The sequence below is a fragment of the Duganella guangzhouensis genome (assembly GCF_009674535.1).
Taxonomy (GTDB): domain Bacteria; phylum Pseudomonadota; class Gammaproteobacteria; order Burkholderiales; family Burkholderiaceae_D; genus Rugamonas; species Rugamonas guangzhouensis.
This window is the reverse complement of record NZ_WKJK01000001.1, coordinates 573523-593251: the sequence shown is the minus strand read 5'-3', so window position 1 is coordinate 593251 and position 19729 is coordinate 573523. Positions and strand designations below refer to the sequence as shown.

Genomic DNA, 19729 nt, shown 5'->3' with positions numbered 1-19729 from the left:
AAGGTGCCGCCGATGAAGCCAGTATGCGACGCCGGCAGCGGCAAAAAATCTGCCGCTCGGGGACATCGGCATATGCCGAATGGCATATAATTTGCGCATGACTAATGCAACCAGTTTCACCTCCGACAGCGCGCGCGCCGCGCGCAGCCGTTACCGGCAAATCGAAAGCAGCGCGGCCCGCTGGCGTTTGCTGGCCGACGCCGCCCTGATCGCCGCCGAACAAGGCCAGCGTCCCGCCGCGCTGGCCGCCATGCTGGCCAAGGCGCTGGCCTTCCTGTCGCTGGAAGACGGCCTGCTGATGGTGCTGCAGGACGACGCGCTGCAAGTGCTGGCCAGCCAGGGACCGGTACCGCCGGTCGGCGCGCGCCTGGCCTACGCCGCCGCCATGCAGGCCGCGCTGCAACCAGGGCCGCAAGCGCCGCTGGTGCGGCAGGACATCGTCAGCCCGCTGCGGATCGGACGCGAACAGCGCGTCGGCCTGGAAGTGTTGGTGCCGCTCTGCCTGGACGGCAAACATCGTGGCATGCTCGCGCTGCTCAGCGCCCATCCCGCCCCGCCGCCAAGCGCCGACGACCTGACCACACTGCAGGCGCTGGGCGCGTTGCTGGCCTCCCTGCTGGCGACGCCACGCCAGGCCAGCGCGCGCGCCGCCGCGCCGGAAGCCGCCGCCATGCTCAAGCTGCTGACGCCACGGGAACTGCAAGTGTTTGCGCTGCTGCCCAGCGGCGACACCAACGCCGACATCGGCGAGCAGTTGGGCATCGCCGGCGGCACGGTCAAGGTCCACATCGAACGCATCCTGCACAAGCTGGACCTGCGTGACCGTACTCAGGCCGCCGTGCGCGCCGCAGACTATGGATTGAGCACATGAAGGACGCCGTCAGCTCGCTGCATCCGCGCCACTGGTCGCTGGGCGTCAAAGTCGGCATGATCGTCGCCGCGTCACTAGTGCTGTTGCTGGGTTCCGCCGCCACCAGCTACACGCTGGAGCGCAACACTGCCGCCGCCACCGCCGAAATGCTGCGCACCATGCAAACCCAGGCCGACATCCAGCGCCTGCACACGCAGATTGCCGAAGCGGCAACCGGTGTGCGCGGCTACCTGCTGACCGGGCGCGATGACTTCCTCACGCCCTACCGCGCCGCCGCGCTGCAGTTGCCGGCCACGCTGGCCAGCCTGGAAGACAAAGTCAGCGACGCCGAACAGCGCGCCAGTCTGCGGCGCATCCGCCCTCTGCTGGAGAGCAAGCTGGCCAGCCTGGAGGTAATGCGCGGCCAGCGCAACGCCAGCGCGGTCGAGCTGCAGCAGCATCTGTTGAGCAGCAAAGAGATTCTCGACCAGCTGCGCGCCGAAATCGCCGTCATGAACACGCGCGAGGCCGAACTGGTGGCGCAGCGCACCGCCGCGCTGCAAGGCGCGTCCAACCGCAACCTGTGGATGACGATCGCGATCGTGGCGGCCGGCCTGGCCGGCACCTTGGCCACGCTGGCCTTTACCATTGGGCTAGTGCGACGGGTACGGCTGGCAGTGGAAAACGCCGAACGCCTGACCAGCGATCAGCCGCTGAAGCCGACGCCGGCCAACACCGATGAACTGGGCCAACTGGCCGAGCGGCTGCACCAGGCATCGGTGCTGCTGGCAGGACGCGCCACAGCGGCGCAGGCGGCCAATCAGGCCAAGACCGCGTTCCTGGCGCGCACCAGCCACGAGCTGCGCACGCCGCTCAACGCTATTCTCGGCTACGCCCAGTTGCTGGAAGCGGGACTGAACGCACCGCGCGACCGCGAACACGCGGAACACATCCGCCAGGCCGGCCAGCATCTGCTGTCGCTGATCGATGAAGTGCTGGACATCGGCCGCATCGAAGCCGGCAAACTGACCTTACATTGCGAGGCGGTGGCGCTGGCGCCGCTGGTGGCCGAGGCATTGACGCTGATGGCGCCCATGGCGCAGCAGCGCGGCGTGCAGCTGCGCCATGCCGCGATCGCCGATAGCGTGGCGGTGATGGCCGACCGTCAGCGCTTGCTGCAAGTGATGTTGAATCTGCTGTCCAACGCGATCAAATACGGCGGCGGCGCCGACATCGGCTGCACGCTGGACGGCGACGTGGTCAGCCTGCACATCGACGACGACGGCCCTGGCATCGCGCCCGAGATGCAAGCGCGCCTGTTCACGCCCTTCGACCGGCTGGGCGCGGAGCGCGGCAAAGCCGAGGGCGCGGGGCTCGGCCTGACCGTATCGAAAGCGCTGATCCAGGCCATGCAGGGCGACCTTGAATACGCCGACAAGCCGACACGCGGCAGCCGCTTCACGTTGACGCTGGCGGTGGCCGATGCGCGCGCCATCGCCAGCACGCCGGATCAGGCGGAGGGCCAGCGCGCGCCCGCCGCCGCCACTCCGGAAACCAGCGCCATCACGCATCACCTGCTGTGCATCGATGGCGACGCCGCCACCCGCATCCTGATCGCCACACTGATGCGACGCCGTCCGCACTGGCGGTTGAACAGCGCCGAAGACCGCGACGACGGTCTGACACAGGCGCGCGCGCAGCGCCCCGACCTGCTGCTGGTAGCGGCCGAACTGGCCGACGCCGAATTGCGCGCCACCGCCCCGCTCACCATCCTGCTTGGATCGGACGTCGCCGGACAACTGAGCAAACCATTGAACGTCCCCGCATTCTTCGCGCTGCTGGACCACACGGAGCAAACACCATGATGGAAAATGAAGTACTGGCCTCGCGCATCCTGATCATCGACGACCAACCAGCCAATCTGCGGCTGCTGGAAGACCTGTTCATCGGCGAGGGGCTGACCCACGTGGTTGGCACCACCGACGCCAAGACCGCGCTGGACCTGTACACCGCCTTCGATCCCGATCTGATCGTGCTGGATTTGATGATGCCGGACCTGGACGGCTACGCCGTGCTGGAGCGCCTGAAGCGGCGCGGCGATCCCTACGATTTTCGGCCGGTGCTGGTGATCACCGCCGACGCCACGGCCGAAGCCAAGCGCCGCTCGCTGGCGCTGGGCGCGAAAGACTTCCTCACCAAACCGTTCGATACGCTGGAAGCGATGCTGCGGGTATGGAATCTGCTGGAGACACGGGTGCTGTACAAACGGCTGCAAGCGCTGGCGCCGAAGGAAGACCTGGCGCCGCAGAGCTATCGCAGCCGCCAGGGCTGAGAGAATTAATTACGCCGCGCCTTGGCGGCTTCCTTGATTTCAGCGCAGGACATCGGCTTGCCATTCTTGGCAGCCTCGGCCTCCAGCTGCTGGCAACCGGTGTAGTTATGATAAAACACCACCACATAACCCAACACGCCCAACACCACCGCCACCATCGCGGCAACCAGGATGAACTTGCTTGCTTTTTCCGATGCCATATCCGACCATCCAATACAAAAACGGAATGGTAACATTTTCGCGTACTGGACACGAATAGAACCCATGTACATTCACTAGCCATTAAAAAAAGATTCCACATGCTTGATTGGGATAGCCTCCGATACTTTTCTGCCTTTGCGCGCGAAGGCTCGCTGGCCGCCGCCGCGCGCTATCTCGGCGTCGAACACGCGACCGTGGTCCGCAGAATCGCCGCATTGGAAGCATCTCTGAACATGAATCGGATATGACGCCAGCATGGCCGATTCAGTGCAGCAGCAATGGCTGGTGCACCAGCTCCAAGGCCGGCCGATCGCAATCTCCAGCAACGACCTCCGCATCCAGGCAATGGCAGCCATGGGTGGGGCCGGTCTGGTTGTGCTACCAGACTCTCTGGGCAAGGAATACGGCCTGATAAAGGTGCCGACTGACGATGCACCACTTGAGCTGCCGATCTGGCTGGCATTTCATGAAGATTTGCGCAGCAGCCCGAAAATCCGGGTCGTGCTCGATTTCATTCTCGAAGGGCTGGTGCAAGTACAGCAAATGTGAATTTTTTCATATCCGATGTGCGCGTCTGTCGAACGCCGCGACGCCGCTGTACGGCTTCTGGCAGCAGTCGATGGGATTCGCCTCCGCAACGCTGACCGTGGTGTTCGCCTGTTACATCGTCGGTCTGCTGCTGACGCTGACCATCGCCGGCCAACTTTCCGATCACTACGGGCGCAAAGCGCTACTGCTGCCATGCGTGGGCCTGGCGATCGTCGCGGCGATTCTATTTGACCATGCGAACAGTATCGGCATGCTGATGCTGGCACGTTTCCTCACCGGCATTTCAGTGGGACTGGTGGTATCCGGCGGGATGGCCAACGTGGTGGAGCACGCACAGTCGAATCGAAAGCATTTTGCTTCCCTCATGGCGTCGGTAGCGATGGTTGCCGGGGCCGGTAGTGGACCGCTGTTGGCAGGTATCGTGGCCCATTATGTTCATTCGCCAGTTCACACGGTATTCCGGATTGAAATAGCGGTGCTGTGCCTGGCGCTGCTCGCTTTACTCAATCAAAAAAATCAGCGACTCGGTGTGGGCGCGTTCAAACCACGCTTGCCAGCTGTCTCCGCTGACAAGTTGAGCATTGTTTTGCTGGGGATCGCGTTCTTCGGTCCGGGATTGACGTCGACCTCCTTCATCCTATCGCTGGGCCCCAAACTGATCGCCAGTTTTCTCGGCGTGAATAGCCCCTTGATCACTGGCTGTGTGGCGTTTGCCATGTTTATCGTCGCCGTCGGCGTGCAGTTGGTGGCGAAGCGATGCAGCGGCCGCGGCGTGTTCCTGTTGAGTGGCCTGTCAACCGCGTGTGCAATGGTTTGTGTTTGGGTTGCAATGGCGACGAACGGCGTGCCATGGCTGATTGCTTCCGCGCTGTTGGCGGGGAGCGGCCAGGGCTTGGGACAACTTGGCGGGCTAACCCTCATTGCCAGCAATATTCCAGCCGAGCGGCGCGCCGAGGCCAATGCCGTATTCAACATGGGCGGCTATATCCCGGCCGGCGCCATTCCTGTGGTCACCGGCCACCTTATCGATGCCAAGGGACTGACGGTTGGTGTTACCTCGTTGGCACTCATCATCGGCAGTCTCGCGTGTCTGGCGCTGATCGTGTTATGGCGGCAACGTCTGAAATAAATGACGGCAAAACCTTCGGCTCCATGGACGGAGCCACGCAACGGCCTATGGTGGGAGCGTTTAGGTCAGGTACTTTCGACGACATCAAGGTTACATGCAATGCAATAGTTGTGGCTTTTAAGCACTATTCCATAAGCGAATTTTCATGATATATTTGCATGGCTTTTTTGACAATCTAACGAATCTGTTATCGGAAGTGGCAATCAAGCAAATGATATATTTGACATTTCAAAATACCAACCTCCCAAAGGATATGAAATGATGAAAAAATGTTTCACTGCCGGACTCTTTGCTTTCGCTACACTACTGGCACCGGCCGCATCCAGCGCCGCAGACATCGGTTTTGAAGACATCACCGATTTCACGCATGCCTCCTCCCCGTACGACAGCTACCATCACTTGCTCGACACCGCATATGGCGTGCGCTGGACTGGTGGCCGCTACGACCAACGGTTGTGGTCTGTGTACGCACCGGGTCCCAGCCCTTGGTTTCCATATGACTCAGCCAATTATGCGCACTCTGGCAACAATTACTTGTCCGCCCAAATGATTGAGGGTTTGTATATTCGAGGCACCGACATCACCCTGACCAGCATGTGGGCGCGGCTCGGGGGGACGGTGACTGACTACAGCAACATTACCGTGGCCGCGTACAAGGATGGCCTGCAGATTGGGAGCAAGAGTTTTACTTTGAGCGATACCTATCAGTTTTTAGACATCAACTTCTCCGGCGCAGACACGATTGCTATAAACGGTCCGTACGGCAACCTCATTGTTGATGACATGGTTTTGACTAACGTAGGGCCTGTTCCAGAACCAGGAACCTATGCCATGTTGTTGGCCGGGCTGGGCCTGGTCGGCTTCGCAGCGCGCCGCAAACGCACTGCTGCGTGATCTACCGCCGGCGCCTGCATGGTGCCGGCTCCGGCGATCAATTCCATAACCCGCTGCTCATGTCACTCACGATGATATGCCAGCGCCGCCCAGGCGGCATTGGCCAGCCCGGCGTTATATGCGTTGGCGTCGGCCGCGCTGATGTAGCTCTCGACGTTCTGCAGGCCGGCGCCAGTTTCTGTAGTGAGCATTAAATTTACTTTCAAAATTTCCAAAATGCCATTAGAATTGATTTTCAGTCATTAATATATTGCCATTCTTTAGTGGCAACAACTCGCCAATTGGCGTCAATGGAAGGGAACTATGCTTAAGAAATCTCTTGCTACAATCGCAGCTATTGTACTAATCGGGGTAGCCGTGCAGGCTGAAGCCGCCACCTGGACAGTTTCCGCAACTGGTGTCATTACTGAAGGCGTGGATATTTACGGTTACTTTGGTGTTGCCGGGCAGGATCTAACAGGCTTTACCTTTACCCAAACGATCAGCGCCACCGTCATTCCCTCAAGCGAAACCACTACCCTGACCACGCCATACAGCACGACAATATATGGTGACGGGCAAGCATGGCGAGACGAAATCACAATCAATGGCGTATCACATGTGTGGGAAGGTGTGCGGCACCTTGCAAACCAAACTATTTCGGACGCAGTCAGCGTTAGCGGGCCGAGCTACCTGACCGATGCGATTAGTACCTCGGTGGCGGCTTGGATCAACGGTGGCTGGTCCTCTCTTACTTCGAACATAGCTGTTCAGAGCTCAACGGTAGGATTTGTGCCATCGTTGGATTTCAATCAACAATTGTCCATGTCGACTAGCAGTGGCCTATGGGCTACAAGCCAAACCTACATAGATAATATTCTTTGGTTCAACGGTAGCGTGGATCAATTCTCGGTAAATATTCCGATTGCTCCCGTTCCTGAGCCAGAAACTTATGCCATGCTCCTCGCCGGCCTGGGCCTAGTCGGCTTCGCAGCTCGTCGCAAACGCACTGCTGCGTGATACACCGCCGGCGCCTGCGTGGTGCCGGCCAGCCCTTTCTCAAATGGCTTCAACAGGCGAATGGTCGCTTGCCTCAAGTGTCACATTTAATATTGACAACAGAAATTGATGAAATTTGGCAAGAGATTTGTTACCATGGACACAACTTCATGGGGTAAATATAAAAATGAAAAAAATTCTTGTCCAAACTCTCTACTTGCTGGTGTTGATTGGCGTTTTCGTAATAGCAATGATTTTCGACATAGATCACTACGAAAGCTATTTGGGCCAATTCCCGAAAAAATAAGCCCGGTATCAGTGCTTTGTCGGCCGCGCTGTAGCCATCTACCGGCGGTGACGTTAACAAGACAGGCTTGATGCCCATAGCAATCGCTGCATCCCCCGTCTGCATCGTGTCTCGCCACATCTGCTCGGCCAGCTGGTGCTTCGCGAACTCGCCGGCCACCCAGTGCACGCCCTTGGTGGTGAAGCGCATACTGTTGAAAGCGTGGACATCGCTTACCTGTCGGCGCAGCGCAAAGGCGACCTACTGGACTTCAACCGATCGGACCTCAAAGATGGGCATCTGCCGGTCGAGCAAAACAAAACCTGCAAGAAGATCCGCATTGCGGTGGAGGGGCAACTGGAGGCCGTGGCCACCGAATCAACGGCCGCAAGGTGGCCGGGATAGCACTGATCCCCGCGCCAAGCAGGGACCGCTGGGCGTACTGCATTGCACAGCAGCCAGAAACACCTCTTGGCCTCGTCTTCGTCGGTGATCTGCGCCGCTTTTCAACGCCCGCCCGCTGAGCGCTTTGGACGGTCCGCACGTGAATTCAGTTTGAATCTGGCACCTGCGCTGCGGTGGCGCTGACTAACATGCCAGTAGTGCCGTAGCGCCCCCTGTCAGAGCAGTGCATTAGGGTATATCCAGATAAACAGAAATATTTGCAACTAATTACAATGTGTGAGAATTCTGCCAATAACAACATGATAATCTTTGTTACTCGATTAGCAACCAAAGAGGGGTCTCATGAAGAAGATGATTGTAGGCAAAATATTGGCAATGTTGTTAGGCAGCCTGGTGATCAATGTCGCATCCGCCTCTAGCAGCGTTTCGGCAACCCTCGGCAATCTGCATTACACCCTGATCGACCTTGATCCGAACGACGGCATTACGCCCTCTATAGTTTTCGGCAACGTTGGTTATACTGATCGATCTTCCCAAACAAGCACTTACGCTTATGATGATGCAAACGGCGTACACTCCAAGTTCAACAGAGCAGTTGCTCCATCAATAACGTCTAGCGTCACGCAATCGAGTCCTCAATACAGCATGTCGGCCTCCGCAAGCGGTACAAGTATGCTAAACAGCGGGGTGCTTTCAGCTTATTTACAGACTAGCGGTGACAACAAGGTAAGCTTCGATTACGACTCCACTGCAGACTTCGGCGTATTGCAGTTCACCTTATCAGCACACACTGCCATCACCTTCTATGCAGATGCGAGTGTCTCGGCCGCCAGCTCGGGATTGCCATCCGGAGGATATAGGAATTCAGCATTGGGCATTGCCACTCTGTCAGGCTCATTTGGCGGCAACGGCACAGCACTGTCATTTTTCAACGAAGATGCGCGCGCCAGTTTGGATCAGATCGTCGGTAGCGCAGGCGCAGATCTGCCAGTTACCGACGCCAAGAATCAGACCTTGGAGTTCACCTACAACAATCTTTTAGATATTGGCATCCGGGGTTACGTGACCTCAAGTGTCGGCACGTACGCAACCCTGGCGGTTTTAGCCGTTCCCGAACCCGAAACCTACGCAATGCTCCTCGCAGGCTTAGGACTCATCGGCGCTATTGCACGCCGCCGCAAAAACCTCGCATAGCGAGATATAGCCGATTTGCTCTACCGGGGGGCGAACGCATCCCCTCAATTATTCGGTTTGCCGCCTGCGTTCTCATCCTCTGCCGTGGCCTCGGGATTACCGCAGCTACTGCAACCACACGACTGCCAGCTACTTCTCATACCCTCTCGGGCTATCCCATGCACAGAATCATGGGGACCGCTGTGCTACGGCGAGCAAGCATGCGTGTGGTCACCGGTTGCGCCGGTGAGGCGTTACTGATCGCAGTCGTCGCTTCCTGATCTCAAGAAAAATTTCTTGATTGTCAATATTGAAATTGCATTAAAATCGCTGAGCATTGTCCATCGATCACAGTTTACTTTTCTTTTGGAGAAGTCTCAGATGCAATACAAAAAACGCAAACTTTTGCTTGGCATGGGTGCCGCAATTACTGGCACGCTCCTCCCGGCAGCTAAACTTTTCGCTCTACCAATTCTTACCGCAACCGATGTTGACCCGGCCCTTATCGCCGAACCAGATCCGGTAAATTTCACCGGCGCGCTGGTATCCGTGAGTCAGTTCGGGATCTACGCGCAAGCCGCCGACGATGCTTCCGTTACGAACGACTATTACTCCAAAATGCTTGACGCAATAGCCTATGCGAAAGCCAATAACGTATCGCTGCAGTTCGATGCAGGCCGCTACAACTTTGCTGGCCCGGCCAGCGCGACCGACACGGGAGGCATGTTCGGTGGCCTAACGTTCAGCATTATCGGTGTACCAGCTCAAACCCAAATCTATCTGATGAACAGTGGTGGGGCAAATGTCCGCTGGGACTGGCAAGCCAACTCGAAAAATATCGTTGTTTCGGGCCTTACATTCAATGTCCTCGGCACCCCTACCAGTGCTACCAACGACGCCAAGGAGAACAGCACCGTTTTGCGCTTCACCAACGCTGACAACGTTCGTCTCGATCAGCTTACCTTCAACGATCCGTACGGTGGCGCGGTGCTCTTCCGCAACGTCACCAACAGTGCCATCACAAACTGCTCCGCCATCGGCTGCTACAAGGATAGCTTCCATTGCACAGGTACTAGCCAGAACATCATCTACTACAAGTGCACGGTGAAGGACGGCGGTGACGATGGATTTGCCGTGGTGGGCTACGCCACTGGGACTGGCGGCCTTGGACAACCAACCAATATCCGTCATGTCTTCTGCGAAGTCTACGGTGTCAAATTTGCCCGTTGCGTAAGCTACGTCGGCTCGCTGAATTGCATAAACGTCGGCGCCATCATTGATGGGCAGATTCCAACTGACCGCGCTTCTAGTGCACTGTATCCGTTTGGCAGCGGAGGCAATCAGCATAACCAAGCCGGCATATATATTGCTGCGGAATCGGTGGTGAATAGCGCGGTGCCCGCGAGTAGCTACACATGCTACGGCAATCAGAATCTAATTATCCGCGACTTTCAGATGAAAAATTGCGGCAATGGGGGTTTGTTCGCAATCCAGATTTATAACAAATCGCCTATGACCTCTGACAATATCCAACTCGTCAATGGCGCCATCAGCAAAAGCGGCAAGACCGCAATCACATGCGGCGGCGGAAATGCGTATTGCACTAACGTGCTATTTGAGAATCTGGAGATCAATGACACAACCAGTCCCAATGGCGCTTCGATCCCCTACACTGATAGCAATGGAAATATCGCGTTTACTCAAGTTGCGCCAGGCGAAGGAGCCAATGGCGCGTTCGACTTGGGTTATTTACGCGACTTTGTAATCCGGAACTGCACTGCCATCAATACAGGCAACAACCACGTAATTAACATCAAGTATACGTGCCAAGGTGCAGCCGACATCGATCTCATCACATCGGACATCAACAAGAAAGGCTACAACGGTCCGTGCATCCTGAATTATGACTCTGCCGCCACCACTCAGATGAGTGAAGTCAACTTCAAATTATTCATAAAATCACAAGGCGGTGGCAGCGTACCGAATTCCGTAGGCAGCCCGTACTTTTTCGCACGGGTGATCAATACAAACGGAAAGTCAGCCAACACGTTGTCAGTGGACGTAACCCACTACATGAGCATGTCGAGGAATCCGATATTCAATGTTGCTGGCCAAGCTCCTGAACAGGCAGATACAGGCTCGCCACGCATAATCACCAATACCAGCAATGTGCGCCGTCTTTACAACGTGTACGGCAATGGTGTCTCTGCAGGCGCCAACGCACCACAGCACATCAAGACAGACGCTAACGGCAACACCGTTGTAACTGTAGAATCGGCTAATAAGGGGCCTGGTATGTACTTCCTGGACCCAGGGGAGTCGCTCAAAGTTTATTACACCGCCGCGATCAGTATCCTTTGGTGGCCGGTTACAGGTCTGTAAGGATTTCCTCCCGCGCCGCCGCGAAGGCTGGCGGCGCGTGCGTGTGCGGCTCCAGCAATTAGCGCACCGATTCATTCGGCTGCCTCGCCACTTCCGTCATGGCGGCCTCGCGTTCCGGCTGCGGAAATGAAAAAGCCACAGCAAGGGTGGCTTCGCTGTTTGCCCCAGCGCTATCTGCGAAGTGAGCGGTTTGTACACGCGAGCGAAAGCATCAACGGAGTGGGTGCTATCCTCGAATCACTGCTAGCGGTGAGGCTCGAAGCCTGCATTACGACACGCAGTGAGTGTGTAGGACTCGACGTTAACTTAAGGTGCCGAGAAAGTCAACGATCAAGCGAATATTGCTAAGAAAATCAATCAACCGGGTCTGTGGCCTCACCCGTGACTACAGGTAGGGTAATCGAGCTTCCCAAGGAGCAGTAGCCCGGCGCGGAGCCAGCAGCATCCGTATCAGCAGGGTCAAAGGCAGTGAATGTTTTACGGTATTTGTTGAAGTCATTCACCTCCGCCGCAGCTCGTATATTATCCGGAGGTACTACCTTCGGCAAATGACTCGCGCGCTCCTTCCTGTTAGTTTTCCACGCCCACCAGCCTCCGAGCCGAACCCCTCCGTAAACAGCATCGGCAACCAATGCATCAACGCCACTTTCACGCATACCTCGCAACAAAATTGCATCTGCTTGTTTGCGCGTGCAAGCTTGCGTCCAATAAAGGTAGTCATGAACTATGGCCGCCCTGCTATATCGCCCTTGACTTGGTAGTAGCATTTTAAAAGGGAATGGCACACTAGCATAATCGGTGTAGAAGCCGCGAGGAACTACGATAGTTTCGCCGCCAGTACTCCATACAAGTGGCGAATTTAATATCGCACTTTTCCCGTCCGGGAGCGTCGAAACACTAGGCGACGGAATTGACGCACAAGCCGAAATAAATGCAACGACTGCCGCCGCAATTAAGCGCATGATGAGATCCCTTATTTGTTATTAGGAACCACGACCGTAGCACAATAATTGCTAATTTAACACTAATAAATGACAATTGTTGCAAAACCAACTTACCGTTCCGTAGGAGCAGAGCTTTACCGCTAACGAAGACTTGTCGCCGCCCGCGCGTTGTGCGCTTGAATGAGCCCTTCCAGCTCACTGACCATATCCAGCACACGCTCACGTTCGAAGCCTTGGCCGCCCACCTCGCCGCGCCCGGTGCCTTTGCAGGGAGTGCAAATGCGGCGATCCTTGTTACCGGTGCCGGCGCACGTCGGGCATTTTCCATCCAGCCAGTGCGCGAGCGAACGCTCCGCGACGCGACGATACAAAGCCTCGGCCGCCTGGCCATCCCAAGCATTGCCGATCTTCACCCACTTCCGCTCGCGGCCCTTCTCGATCACACGCGCAGTCCAGATGCGCAGCAGACCGGCCAAGTTGGCACTGCCCGATTCGAACAGCTTGTGCTGCGTGCCATCGGCGTACTTGACGCGAGATAGCAGCGCACCGAAGCCAGCGCCGGCCGTGTCCGCGACCGCCGCCGCGCACAGTGCATCGGTCGCGTGGTGGTGCTCGTCGTCCAGCAGATTGCTCAAATTGACGGAGTGAAGGTATCGGTCAGCAAAGCCCATGTGGTGCTCTCCGATGGAGGACCGCCGTTCAGCGGCGCAAAGACGAAAACGCAGCACGGCAGGCGAACGGCAAGCCGCTGCAGAAATTCACAGGGAAGGAAGGCCAGGTGGTGGCAAACCGCAAAAAGGCGCTGCTCTCGCACATCTGGAATTTTACCCGCAACAAGGGGCTGACGAAGCTGCCAAACCCCTGCGCTGGCATTAAGGGATTTCAGGAGGAAGGCCGTGACGTCTACATCGAGGACCACATCTACAACGCCGTCTGGGCAGTGGCCGACCAGGGACTGCAAGACGCTATGGACATCGCTTACCTGTCGGCACAGCGCAAAGGCGACCTACTGGACTTCAACCGATCGGACCTCAAAGATGGGCATCTGCCGGTCGAGCAAAACAAAACCGGCAAGAAGATCCGCATTGCGGTGGAGGGGCAACTGGAGGCCGTGGTCACCGAATCAACGGCCGCAAGGTGGCCGGGATAGCACTGATCTGCAACGACAAAGGCCAGCGGATGACGGAGTTCATGTTGCGGGGCGCATTCGATCGCGCGCGGGCGGCCGCAATTGTCGCGCACCCCGAGCTGGGGCAGGAGATTAAAAACTTCCAATTCCGCGATCTGCGCGCGAAGGCAACAACGGATAAAGACGATGCCGAGGGATTGGGCGCTGCGCAAGATCAGCTAGGCCATACCACCCCGCGATGACGTTGTAGATTGGGTGGTGCCTCGAGCCGGAATCGTGATTTCTTTAAATTCAACAACTTAAAAACACGATTGGCAAATTTTCGCCACAAAATTTATGCTGGCGAATAATTTGGAGCGCCACATGAACGCCTTTGATCATACCACGGCACAATAGAACGATATGCCAGCGCAAGGCTACCGCAGCGCCCGATACTCGGCCTTCGTCAGCTCGCGCTCTTTGATGTCGATCTCGCACAGCCAGCCGCCACGCTCCAGCTGCTCCGGCTCATCTCCATGCGCCGGCTTGATGTGCAGGCCGACCAGCTCAAAAGTGGTGTCCGACATCCACACCAGGTCACAGTCTATCAGGCGCTTCTGCGGGAAAGTGGATATCTCGTAGCGGTGCAACTCTGCGCAAGTGGTGTGGCGCTGGAGCGCGTTGGAGTGCTCGCCGCCCACCACCAGCGGGCCGCGTGAGCCGGAGCCCTCCCGGACGCCACTCTTCGGCACGGCGATGCCGCCGACGTACATATCTCGCACTCGCCAGCCGACGGCGTTCGCAGGCACATGGAACTTGCACACCCAGGTCTGCGCCGTGCCGCGCACGTTCCGGTAATCGTCGCGGTGCTCCTCTATCCCGCTGATGACGATGCCCCAGCCCTTGAGCTGGACCAACTTCGGCATGGCCAGTTGCGCAAGGATTCGCTGCTCGCCGATCGGCTGCAGCCGGGCGACCTTTGATGGCCGGCGGTTACCCGCCAGCGTGACGTCGACCACCAGTAGCTCCAGCAGCGACGCGCCCTCGACCACCGGCAGCGCGCCGGCCAGCGCCGCGCCGTCTTCCCGCCGCCGTTGTGCCCAGACTTTCATTTTTCCCTCGATCAAATACTGTATATAAAAACAGTATATCACCGGCAAAACTAGGTTACTATTTTTCAATGTGCGGACGACTTGACCAAAACGACGTCGGAAGGTTCCTTGCGGATTTCAGCTGGGCGGATGAGGTATTGCGCCGAGGATCGACCGCGCCAACGTTTGACGCCAGGCCGGGTACGCAGCGACCAATTCTCTATATAGAAGATTCGCAGCTGGTGTTGGACACACGTTTCTGGGGCTACCTTGGCCGCAACGCACCGCCAGGCGCAAACCGTCCAGTGCCCAACGCTCGGCTCGACAAACTGCTCGGACGCTACTGGGGGAGACTGGCTCGCAGCCGGCGGGTAATTGTGCCAGCGAATGCTTGGTATGAATGGGTGCCCGAGCCGGACAATCCAAAGAAAAAGCACCGCTGGCATATACACCGCGCCGACGGCGAATTGCTCTACATGGCCGGCATCACGCAGTGGGAGGTGACCGAGAAGGCGCATGAGAGCGGCTTCGTGATCGTCACATCGGAGGCCGAGGGCAGCATGGTCGACATGCACTCGCGCGCGCCGATCGTATTTACTGCGGCCGATGCGGCGACATGGTTAGATCCGGAGCTGTCGGGTGAAATGGCCGCCGAGCTGGCGCGCAACATGGCACTTGGCCCTGATACTTTTGCCTGGTTTGAAGTCAGCAGCGCGGTGAAGGATGGGCCAGAACTGGCCCGGCCATTGCCGCCACAGGTACCCACAGTTGATGCGCAGATGGGGCTTCTATGAAATTCGAACTGGAGAACGGCCGTCCACGGGACGGCGATTTGGTACGCATGAACGGCAAGCCAGATGGCCCGATCATGGAAGTTTTGGCAGCCGAGCTCGGTGAGGAGCATGACTGGGAGGGCGTGCGTAACGGAATTTACTGCACGTGGGAAGTGGAAGGTGAGTCGATATTTGAGGTGTTTCGGCCCGGCCAACTGGTAATTGTCGACCGGCCAGGCGACTAATCTTTACTCGCCATTGCAGACGGCGCGCGCGGCGTCGAATCGCTCGACGACGGCGTTATAGTCCCGCACAAGTTGTCCGTAATCGCCGGCGAAGCCGAGAACAGCTGCAGCAACTTCCGGCAGGACGTCGGCTCGCGCTTCTCGCGCAGCGCCGGCTCCAGATCCGGCACCTTGGCCTTCTCCGCCTTCAGGTACCGCGTGGGCTGGATCTGGGGCAATGGCGATTGACAGGCGCTCAGTGCCAGCAAGAGCGGCAGCAACAGCGATTTTCGTAGCGATTTCATGGTCCACCCGGTCTTTCTGCTGGCGCCCGGCCAGCTGATTGAACTTCGATTGCAGCGCGGCGGTTTCTGCGCGAGCGCGTGCGGTATCGGCGGCGGCCATGCGTTCGGCGTCCGCCTTGATCGTCGCCTCTCGCTTCTCCCACCGCCCCTGCACGCGGGCGGCGCCGGCCGTGTCGCCCTTGGCGATCAGGTGCGCTTCGTACGCCTGCTCGGCCGCGAACAGCGCGCCGGCGGCCAGCACGGCCGCGACGATGCCGCCCCAGCTCACAGCGCCGCCCAGGCGGTGATGTACTTCGCCGGCCGCACCTGGAAGACGTTGCGCACGTGCTCGCGGTTGATGTCGCAAGCCGAACGGCCGCCGTACAGCGGCTGGCGCGACTTCAGACAGTGCCGCTCCACGTGACCAAACCACAGGCCCGGGTCGCAGCCTTGCGTCATGGCGCAGGCGCGGCGCTCACGCTGCACGCCGGCCGGGCCGCCGTTGTAGCCGGCATCGCCGAATTCCAGCATCGCCGGCGCGCCACGGAACTGCCGCGCCGAGTCGCGCGACATCAGCACCACGGCGCGCAGCTGCAGGTCGGGCCGCTGGTAGACGTTCGACCAACTCAGCGCGCCCAGCTCGGCACCGTACTGCTCACGCAGGTCGGCCAGCGCATCGAAGCGGACCGCGCCGCCGGCGGCGTATGCCCGGGTGATCTGGCCGACGCCGGCGCCCTCTTCCCGCGCCGTCTTCAGTTTGGCGCCAGGGTTCCAGCAGCCGGCCGAACGCAGCGAGATGCACGATTCCTGTTCGACCAGGCTGGCCAGCAGCACCGGGCGCGGATGATCTGGCCACAGGCGCACCTGCTCGGCCTTCAGCACAGGCATGTATTTCACGGCGCCGGCCGGCAGCTCGCCCGCGTGCGCGCGCGGCGAGAAAACGCCCAGCAGCCCGTACAGCACGATCGAAACCGCAACCAGCGCCAGGCCGGCGCCGACTGGGTTTTCGCTAGCGCGCGCGAACAGCTTGCGCATGTCCGCCTCCGGATAGTCCATCAGCGCTTTACGCGCCCAGTGCGACGCGGCCACGGCCCAGATGCCCTGCAGGATGGCCAGGCCACTCAGCGCAGTTCCCCAGCCGTGGTCTGGGTCCGAGTACAGCGAAAGTGCTGCGGCGATCAGTGCGCCACCGACCAAGAACAGCGACCGGTGCCGCGAAATCGAGTTGATGATGTTCATTTCGAAATACCTTTCAAAGAACCGTAGGCAGCGACGCCCACGATAGCCACAACAATGGCCTTCCAGACCAAGCCCATCACACCGCGACCGAGGTCGCTGTAGAAACGCTCGGTCACCTTTTTGTCCAGCAACTGCACGATGGCCTCGACATCGGCATCGGTCAGCTTGCGATCCTCTTCTGGCATTTGCGCCCTTTCATTTGCAGTTGGGATTTTTGATATTTCTCGCGCGGGCACGCCGCGCGGCCAGGTGGGCCACCAATCACGCGTCAGGCTTTGGCGCCTTGATGAACTGCGTTGGGTCCAGCGGCTCGTCGCGCGGCGTGTCGTCCGGAACGATGTAGAACTCGGCCGCCACCAGCGGATGGAAGATCAGGTGGGGATCGGTCGTGGTCACGTCCGTGGCCAGACCGCCCGCGATGCGTGCATAAGTAGTCATATGTTCACCATTCGATTACAACAAAACCAGCGCCACCAGCGCCACCAAGATTGCCGCCACCACCACCCCCGCCGCCGTAGGAGCCATTGCCCCCGGTGCCGGTGCCTACGGCATTCCCGCCTCCACCACCGCCGCCACCGTTTCCATTACCGCCATTACCGGCATTCGCACCGCTGCCTCCGCCTCCGTAACCGCCGTCGTAGCCAGAGCTGGCACTTGCCACCCCGCCGCCTCCGACAAAACCATCGCCAGGGAAGCGAATCTGCGCATTTGTCGGGTTTAGCGTCGCGTTGGCGGTACCGGCTGCGCGACCAAGCAGTAAATCGCGCCCGTCCGTCGAAAATGGCGAGCCGCCGTTGCCGCCGCTGCCAACCCCTGCGCCTCCGCCCACACCGCCACCACCGCCGTTCGACGCACCGCCGGCACCGCCGACTCCGACCTGTGAGCCCGCACCTCCCCCGCCGCCACGTGTAGCGCCTCCCGCGCCGCCCGCAGCTTGGAACGAGCCGCCGGTGCCCGTACCGCCAGCACCGGTAGCCAGGCCGCCAGTTGCAGAGATCAAAGCCGCAACAGACGACGAGCCACCATTGCCACCTGCGACACCAGCAGCGCCACCAGTACCGGAAAGCGTGGTGCCTGGCGTAACGCTGAATTCGCCCATAGCGAAGCCGCCACCGCCACCACCATTCCCATTGCTGCCGTTACCGCCAGCCCCGCCGCCGCCAGTCCGGATGCGGGCACGCGTCACTCCTACCGGCACGGTCCAACTAAAAGAGCCAGGGCCGAAAACCTGAACGGCACCGCTACCGTAGTAGCCCAGGAATCCATACGGAGGATTCGTATTGAGTACGTTGGACAGGCGAGACTGGCCAAGGAAATTACTGATGAGCATTAGATGAGCCTCCAGGTCGTACCGTTCCATTCAATGCGAAACACCAGTCCGGCCACGTTGAAGACAAAGTCTTCAGATAGGCCTTCGATCGTGTTGCCATTGCGGCCGAGGGTGAAATAGTTCGTGTTCCAAGATCCGGACACGTCGGTGAAATCCAGCGCAGCGCCGATCGCTGGCGCCGCCGGAAGCAGCACGGTGAAGGCGCCGCCATTTGCTGGTAGCGTGTCGGCGTTGTATGCGCCCGGGCCCAGCACCGTGTTATTCGCGTTGGCGTAATTCAGATAGGTCGGCGCGGCGGCCACGCCAGCAATACCGCCGTCCTGAAGCGACCCGTTCGCGTCGAACACGGCCATGTGGCCAATAGTTGGGCTCCCTTGCACGGCCGCCAGCTTGCCGGTGTTGGCGGTCACCGCGCGGCCGGCGCCCACCGTGCCGGCCGTGTCGGTAAACGTCGGGACTTGCCCAACTGTGGCCACGCCGTTGACTGCTGCGACGACGCCAGTGTTCGACGATGCATTCGCCAGCGCGGCGGTACCCAGCTCGGTGCTGGACAACTGCAGGATTGTGCCGTCAAAGCGCGCGTTCGCTACCTGTCCGGCGACCAGCTCGCCGCCGGTGAGCGGGATAGGGCCAGTCGGGCCGTCCTTGAGGACACTGCAGGTGCCGAAGCCGCCAACGGTGACCGTCAACGCGCTGGTGTTGGTGAGGCCGGCGCCTACCTTCCATGCGATGCCGGTGCCGGTCGGGAACGTAGTCATCCCGGTTGGCACCGCAACCACTTGCGCATTCGCGGCGCCGGTCGAGGTGCCGCACCAGATCGTCAGCCCAGTCGGCAAGTTCGACAGGGGCAGCGTGCCAGTTGTTTCGGTCGCGAGGTCGACCTTTGGCGCCTGGCCAGCGCCACCACCGTGGTGCGAGTTCAGCAGGCCCGCGAGGAATGGCGCACCAGATGCCACGGTGATGTTGGCCTGCGGGATGGCGGCCATGCCGTAATCCACCTGCACCACGTAGGCCGCGACGAAGCCGCTGTCCGCCGCCGGCGTCGTCTGGGAGCCGGTGTTGGCGGCGGCGCCGGCCTTTACCTGCACGAGGCACTGCGCCGCGCGAACGGTCGAGACGGCCGCGCCGCTGCCGCCCGGGCCGGTGAATGGAATCGCCGGGTTACTGGCGTTATAAAACGGCAGCACCGTGCCGCCGGTGTCGGTGTCGGCGTACCCGATCTGCACCAGGTAGTTGATCGACTTCCCGGCCGTGGTCGGCGCCGGACAGCTCAGCGCCGTCGCGTCCAGCACCAGCCCTTGCTTCAGGATCGTGTGCGAGTCGGCGCCCAGCGACGAATACGCAGTGGCGTCGATCGCGCCCGTCTTGAGGATCTGGCCAGCGGCAACGGAAACCGTCAGCCCAGCGCCTGGCGTGCAGGCCAGGCCGTGCAGGTGCGGGCCGGTACCCAAAATAGCCACTGCGAGCTTGGCCAGGGCGATCATCGCGAACTTGTTGGTGTTCAGCAGATCGGTTTCGGTCGTCTCCTCCAGTGGGTAGACAATTGTGCGGTCCATA

At 59.5% G+C, this 19729-nt stretch carries 27 protein-coding genes; 15 read left to right on the top strand and 12 right to left on the bottom strand.

What is annotated here, in order from left to right; translation table 11 throughout:
• Nucleotides 1–97 precede the first annotated feature (97 nt).
• From GJ699_RS02785 to GJ699_RS02775, 3 genes are read left to right on the top strand one after another with little or no spacing between them, the layout of a single operon-like run.
• Nucleotides 98–871, top strand: coding sequence for a response regulator transcription factor (locus GJ699_RS02785; RefSeq protein ID WP_154372857.1), 774 nt, complete (start codon nucleotides 98–100; stop codon nucleotides 869–871).
• Nucleotides 868–2715, top strand: coding sequence for a sensor histidine kinase (locus GJ699_RS02780; protein WP_154372856.1), 1848 nt, complete (start codon nucleotides 868–870; stop codon nucleotides 2713–2715). The genes GJ699_RS02785 and GJ699_RS02780 overlap by 4 nt, the downstream gene beginning before the upstream one ends.
• Complete coding sequence (locus tag GJ699_RS02775) at nucleotides 2712–3182, top strand: response regulator (protein WP_154372854.1); 471 nt, start codon at nucleotides 2712–2714, stop codon at nucleotides 3180–3182. The genes GJ699_RS02780 and GJ699_RS02775 overlap by 4 nt, the downstream gene beginning before the upstream one ends.
• A gap of 5 nt (nucleotides 3183–3187) precedes the next feature.
• On the opposite strand, the gene GJ699_RS02770 is transcribed toward GJ699_RS02775, so the two are convergent.
• Nucleotides 3188–3382 (bottom strand): hypothetical protein, encoded by a 195-nt coding sequence (locus tag GJ699_RS02770; RefSeq protein WP_154372852.1) that lies wholly within the window; start codon nucleotides 3380–3382, stop codon nucleotides 3188–3190.
• Nucleotides 3383–3481: 99 nt separating this feature from the next.
• Here GJ699_RS02770 and GJ699_RS34375 point away from each other — a divergent pair, with 99 nt between their 5' ends.
• From GJ699_RS34375 to GJ699_RS34100, 4 genes are all read left to right on the top strand, one after another.
• A complete protein-coding gene (locus GJ699_RS34375) occupies nucleotides 3482–3631 on the top strand; it encodes a helix-turn-helix domain-containing protein (protein ID WP_154372850.1) in 150 nt (49 codons plus the stop codon).
• A gap of 7 nt (nucleotides 3632–3638) precedes the next feature.
• Complete coding sequence (locus GJ699_RS02760; RefSeq protein WP_154372848.1) at nucleotides 3639–3932, top strand: LysR substrate-binding domain-containing protein; 294 nt, start codon at nucleotides 3639–3641, stop codon at nucleotides 3930–3932.
• The gene (locus GJ699_RS02755) at nucleotides 3814–5061 is read left to right on the top strand and encodes an MFS transporter (RefSeq protein ID WP_308495499.1); all 1248 of its coding nucleotides are present in this window, start codon (nucleotides 3814–3816) and stop codon (nucleotides 5059–5061) included. Before GJ699_RS02760 ends, GJ699_RS02755 begins: the two co-directional genes overlap by 119 nt.
• A 258-nt stretch (nucleotides 5062–5319) precedes the next feature.
• On the top strand, nucleotides 5320–5955 hold the full coding sequence (locus GJ699_RS34100; protein WP_195763443.1) for an FxDxF family PEP-CTERM protein: 636 nt from the start codon (nucleotides 5320–5322) through the stop codon (nucleotides 5953–5955).
• Between the two features lie 62 nt (nucleotides 5956–6017).
• Here GJ699_RS34100 and GJ699_RS34940 read toward each other — a convergent pair whose 3' ends face one another.
• Nucleotides 6018–6146 carry a hypothetical protein gene (locus GJ699_RS34940; RefSeq protein WP_267877700.1) on the bottom strand — a complete coding sequence of 43 codons (129 nt, stop codon included), beginning with the start codon at nucleotides 6144–6146 and terminating at the stop codon, nucleotides 6018–6020.
• 112 nt (nucleotides 6147–6258) lie between these two features.
• Between GJ699_RS34940 and GJ699_RS34370 the strand changes: the two genes are divergently transcribed.
• On the top strand, nucleotides 6259–6954 hold the full coding sequence (locus tag GJ699_RS34370) for an FxDxF family PEP-CTERM protein (protein WP_229261902.1): 696 nt from the start codon (nucleotides 6259–6261) through the stop codon (nucleotides 6952–6954).
• 130 nt (nucleotides 6955–7084) lie between these two features.
• On the opposite strand, the gene GJ699_RS02740 is transcribed toward GJ699_RS34370, so the two are convergent.
• Nucleotides 7085–7429, bottom strand: a complete 345-nt coding sequence (locus GJ699_RS02740) for a hypothetical protein (protein WP_154372844.1) — start codon at nucleotides 7427–7429, stop codon at nucleotides 7085–7087.
• A gap of 12 nt (nucleotides 7430–7441) precedes the next feature.
• Here GJ699_RS02740 and GJ699_RS02735 point away from each other — a divergent pair, with 12 nt between their 5' ends.
• The 3 genes from GJ699_RS02735 (at nucleotide 7442) to GJ699_RS02725 (ending at nucleotide 11179) form a co-directional block, all read left to right on the top strand.
• The gene (locus tag GJ699_RS02735; protein ID WP_154372842.1) at nucleotides 7442–7624 is read left to right on the top strand and encodes a site-specific integrase; all 183 of its coding nucleotides are present in this window, start codon (nucleotides 7442–7444) and stop codon (nucleotides 7622–7624) included.
• A gap of 342 nt (nucleotides 7625–7966) precedes the next feature.
• Nucleotides 7967–8818, top strand: coding sequence for an FxDxF family PEP-CTERM protein (locus GJ699_RS34365; RefSeq protein WP_229261901.1), 852 nt, complete (start codon nucleotides 7967–7969; stop codon nucleotides 8816–8818).
• A 276-nt stretch (nucleotides 8819–9094) separates the two neighbouring features.
• Nucleotides 9095–11179: a hypothetical protein gene (locus GJ699_RS02725; RefSeq protein ID WP_154372840.1), complete on the top strand. Its 2085-nt coding sequence runs from the start codon at nucleotides 9095–9097 to the stop codon at nucleotides 11177–11179.
• Between the two features lie 353 nt (nucleotides 11180–11532).
• Here GJ699_RS02725 and GJ699_RS35245 read toward each other — a convergent pair whose 3' ends face one another.
• Both GJ699_RS35245 and GJ699_RS02715 read right to left on the bottom strand, forming a co-directional pair.
• The gene (locus tag GJ699_RS35245; RefSeq protein ID WP_154372838.1) at nucleotides 11533–12141 is read right to left on the bottom strand and encodes a DUF1353 domain-containing protein; all 609 of its coding nucleotides are present in this window, start codon (nucleotides 12139–12141) and stop codon (nucleotides 11533–11535) included.
• 122 nt (nucleotides 12142–12263) lie between these two features.
• Nucleotides 12264–12794: a hypothetical protein gene (locus GJ699_RS02715; RefSeq protein ID WP_154372836.1), complete on the bottom strand. Its 531-nt coding sequence runs from the start codon at nucleotides 12792–12794 to the stop codon at nucleotides 12264–12266.
• A 110-nt stretch (nucleotides 12795–12904) separates the two neighbouring features.
• Between GJ699_RS02715 and GJ699_RS02710 the strand changes: the two genes are divergently transcribed.
• Both GJ699_RS02710 and GJ699_RS34095 read left to right on the top strand, forming a co-directional pair.
• Nucleotides 12905–13273 carry a site-specific integrase gene (locus tag GJ699_RS02710; protein ID WP_154372834.1) on the top strand — a complete coding sequence of 123 codons (369 nt, stop codon included), beginning with the start codon at nucleotides 12905–12907 and terminating at the stop codon, nucleotides 13271–13273.
• Nucleotides 13274–13302: 29 nt separating this feature from the next.
• Nucleotides 13303–13494, top strand: a complete 192-nt coding sequence (locus GJ699_RS34095; RefSeq protein WP_195763442.1) for a site-specific integrase — start codon at nucleotides 13303–13305, stop codon at nucleotides 13492–13494.
• A gap of 174 nt (nucleotides 13495–13668) precedes the next feature.
• Here GJ699_RS34095 and GJ699_RS02700 read toward each other — a convergent pair whose 3' ends face one another.
• Entirely contained in the window at nucleotides 13669–14385 is a 717-nt protein-coding gene (locus GJ699_RS02700; RefSeq protein WP_154372832.1) for a hypothetical protein, read from the bottom strand.
• 26 nt (nucleotides 14386–14411) lie between these two features.
• On the opposite strand from GJ699_RS02700, the gene GJ699_RS02695 reads away from it, so the two are divergent.
• Both GJ699_RS02695 and GJ699_RS02690 read left to right on the top strand, forming a co-directional pair.
• A complete protein-coding gene (locus GJ699_RS02695) occupies nucleotides 14412–15116 on the top strand; it encodes an SOS response-associated peptidase (protein WP_154372830.1) in 705 nt (234 codons plus the stop codon).
• Nucleotides 15113–15340 carry a hypothetical protein gene (locus GJ699_RS02690; protein WP_154372828.1) on the top strand — a complete coding sequence of 76 codons (228 nt, stop codon included), beginning with the start codon at nucleotides 15113–15115 and terminating at the stop codon, nucleotides 15338–15340. Before GJ699_RS02695 ends, GJ699_RS02690 begins: the two co-directional genes overlap by 4 nt.
• Nucleotides 15341–15343: 3 nt before the next feature.
• Here GJ699_RS02690 and GJ699_RS02685 read toward each other — a convergent pair whose 3' ends face one another.
• From GJ699_RS02685 to GJ699_RS02660, 6 genes are all read right to left on the bottom strand, one after another.
• A complete protein-coding gene (locus GJ699_RS02685) occupies nucleotides 15344–15892 on the bottom strand; it encodes a hypothetical protein (RefSeq protein ID WP_154372826.1) in 549 nt (182 codons plus the stop codon).
• Entirely contained in the window at nucleotides 15889–16842 is a 954-nt protein-coding gene (locus tag GJ699_RS02680; protein WP_154372822.1) for a lysozyme family protein, read from the bottom strand. The genes GJ699_RS02685 and GJ699_RS02680 overlap by 4 nt, the downstream gene beginning before the upstream one ends.
• A complete protein-coding gene (locus GJ699_RS02675) occupies nucleotides 16839–17027 on the bottom strand; it encodes a hypothetical protein (RefSeq protein ID WP_154372821.1) in 189 nt (62 codons plus the stop codon). Before GJ699_RS02675 ends, GJ699_RS02680 begins: the two co-directional genes overlap by 4 nt.
• Nucleotides 17028–17103: 76 nt before the next feature.
• On the bottom strand, nucleotides 17104–17280 hold the full coding sequence (locus GJ699_RS02670; protein WP_154372819.1) for a hypothetical protein: 177 nt from the start codon (nucleotides 17278–17280) through the stop codon (nucleotides 17104–17106).
• 558 nt (nucleotides 17281–17838) lie between these two features.
• Complete coding sequence (locus GJ699_RS02665; protein ID WP_154372817.1) at nucleotides 17839–18021, bottom strand: hypothetical protein; 183 nt, start codon at nucleotides 18019–18021, stop codon at nucleotides 17839–17841.
• A 150-nt stretch (nucleotides 18022–18171) separates the two neighbouring features.
• Nucleotides 18172–19728 (bottom strand): hypothetical protein, encoded by a 1557-nt coding sequence (locus tag GJ699_RS02660; RefSeq protein ID WP_154372816.1) that lies wholly within the window; start codon nucleotides 19726–19728, stop codon nucleotides 18172–18174.
• Between the last annotated feature and the right edge of the window lies 1 nt (nucleotide 19729).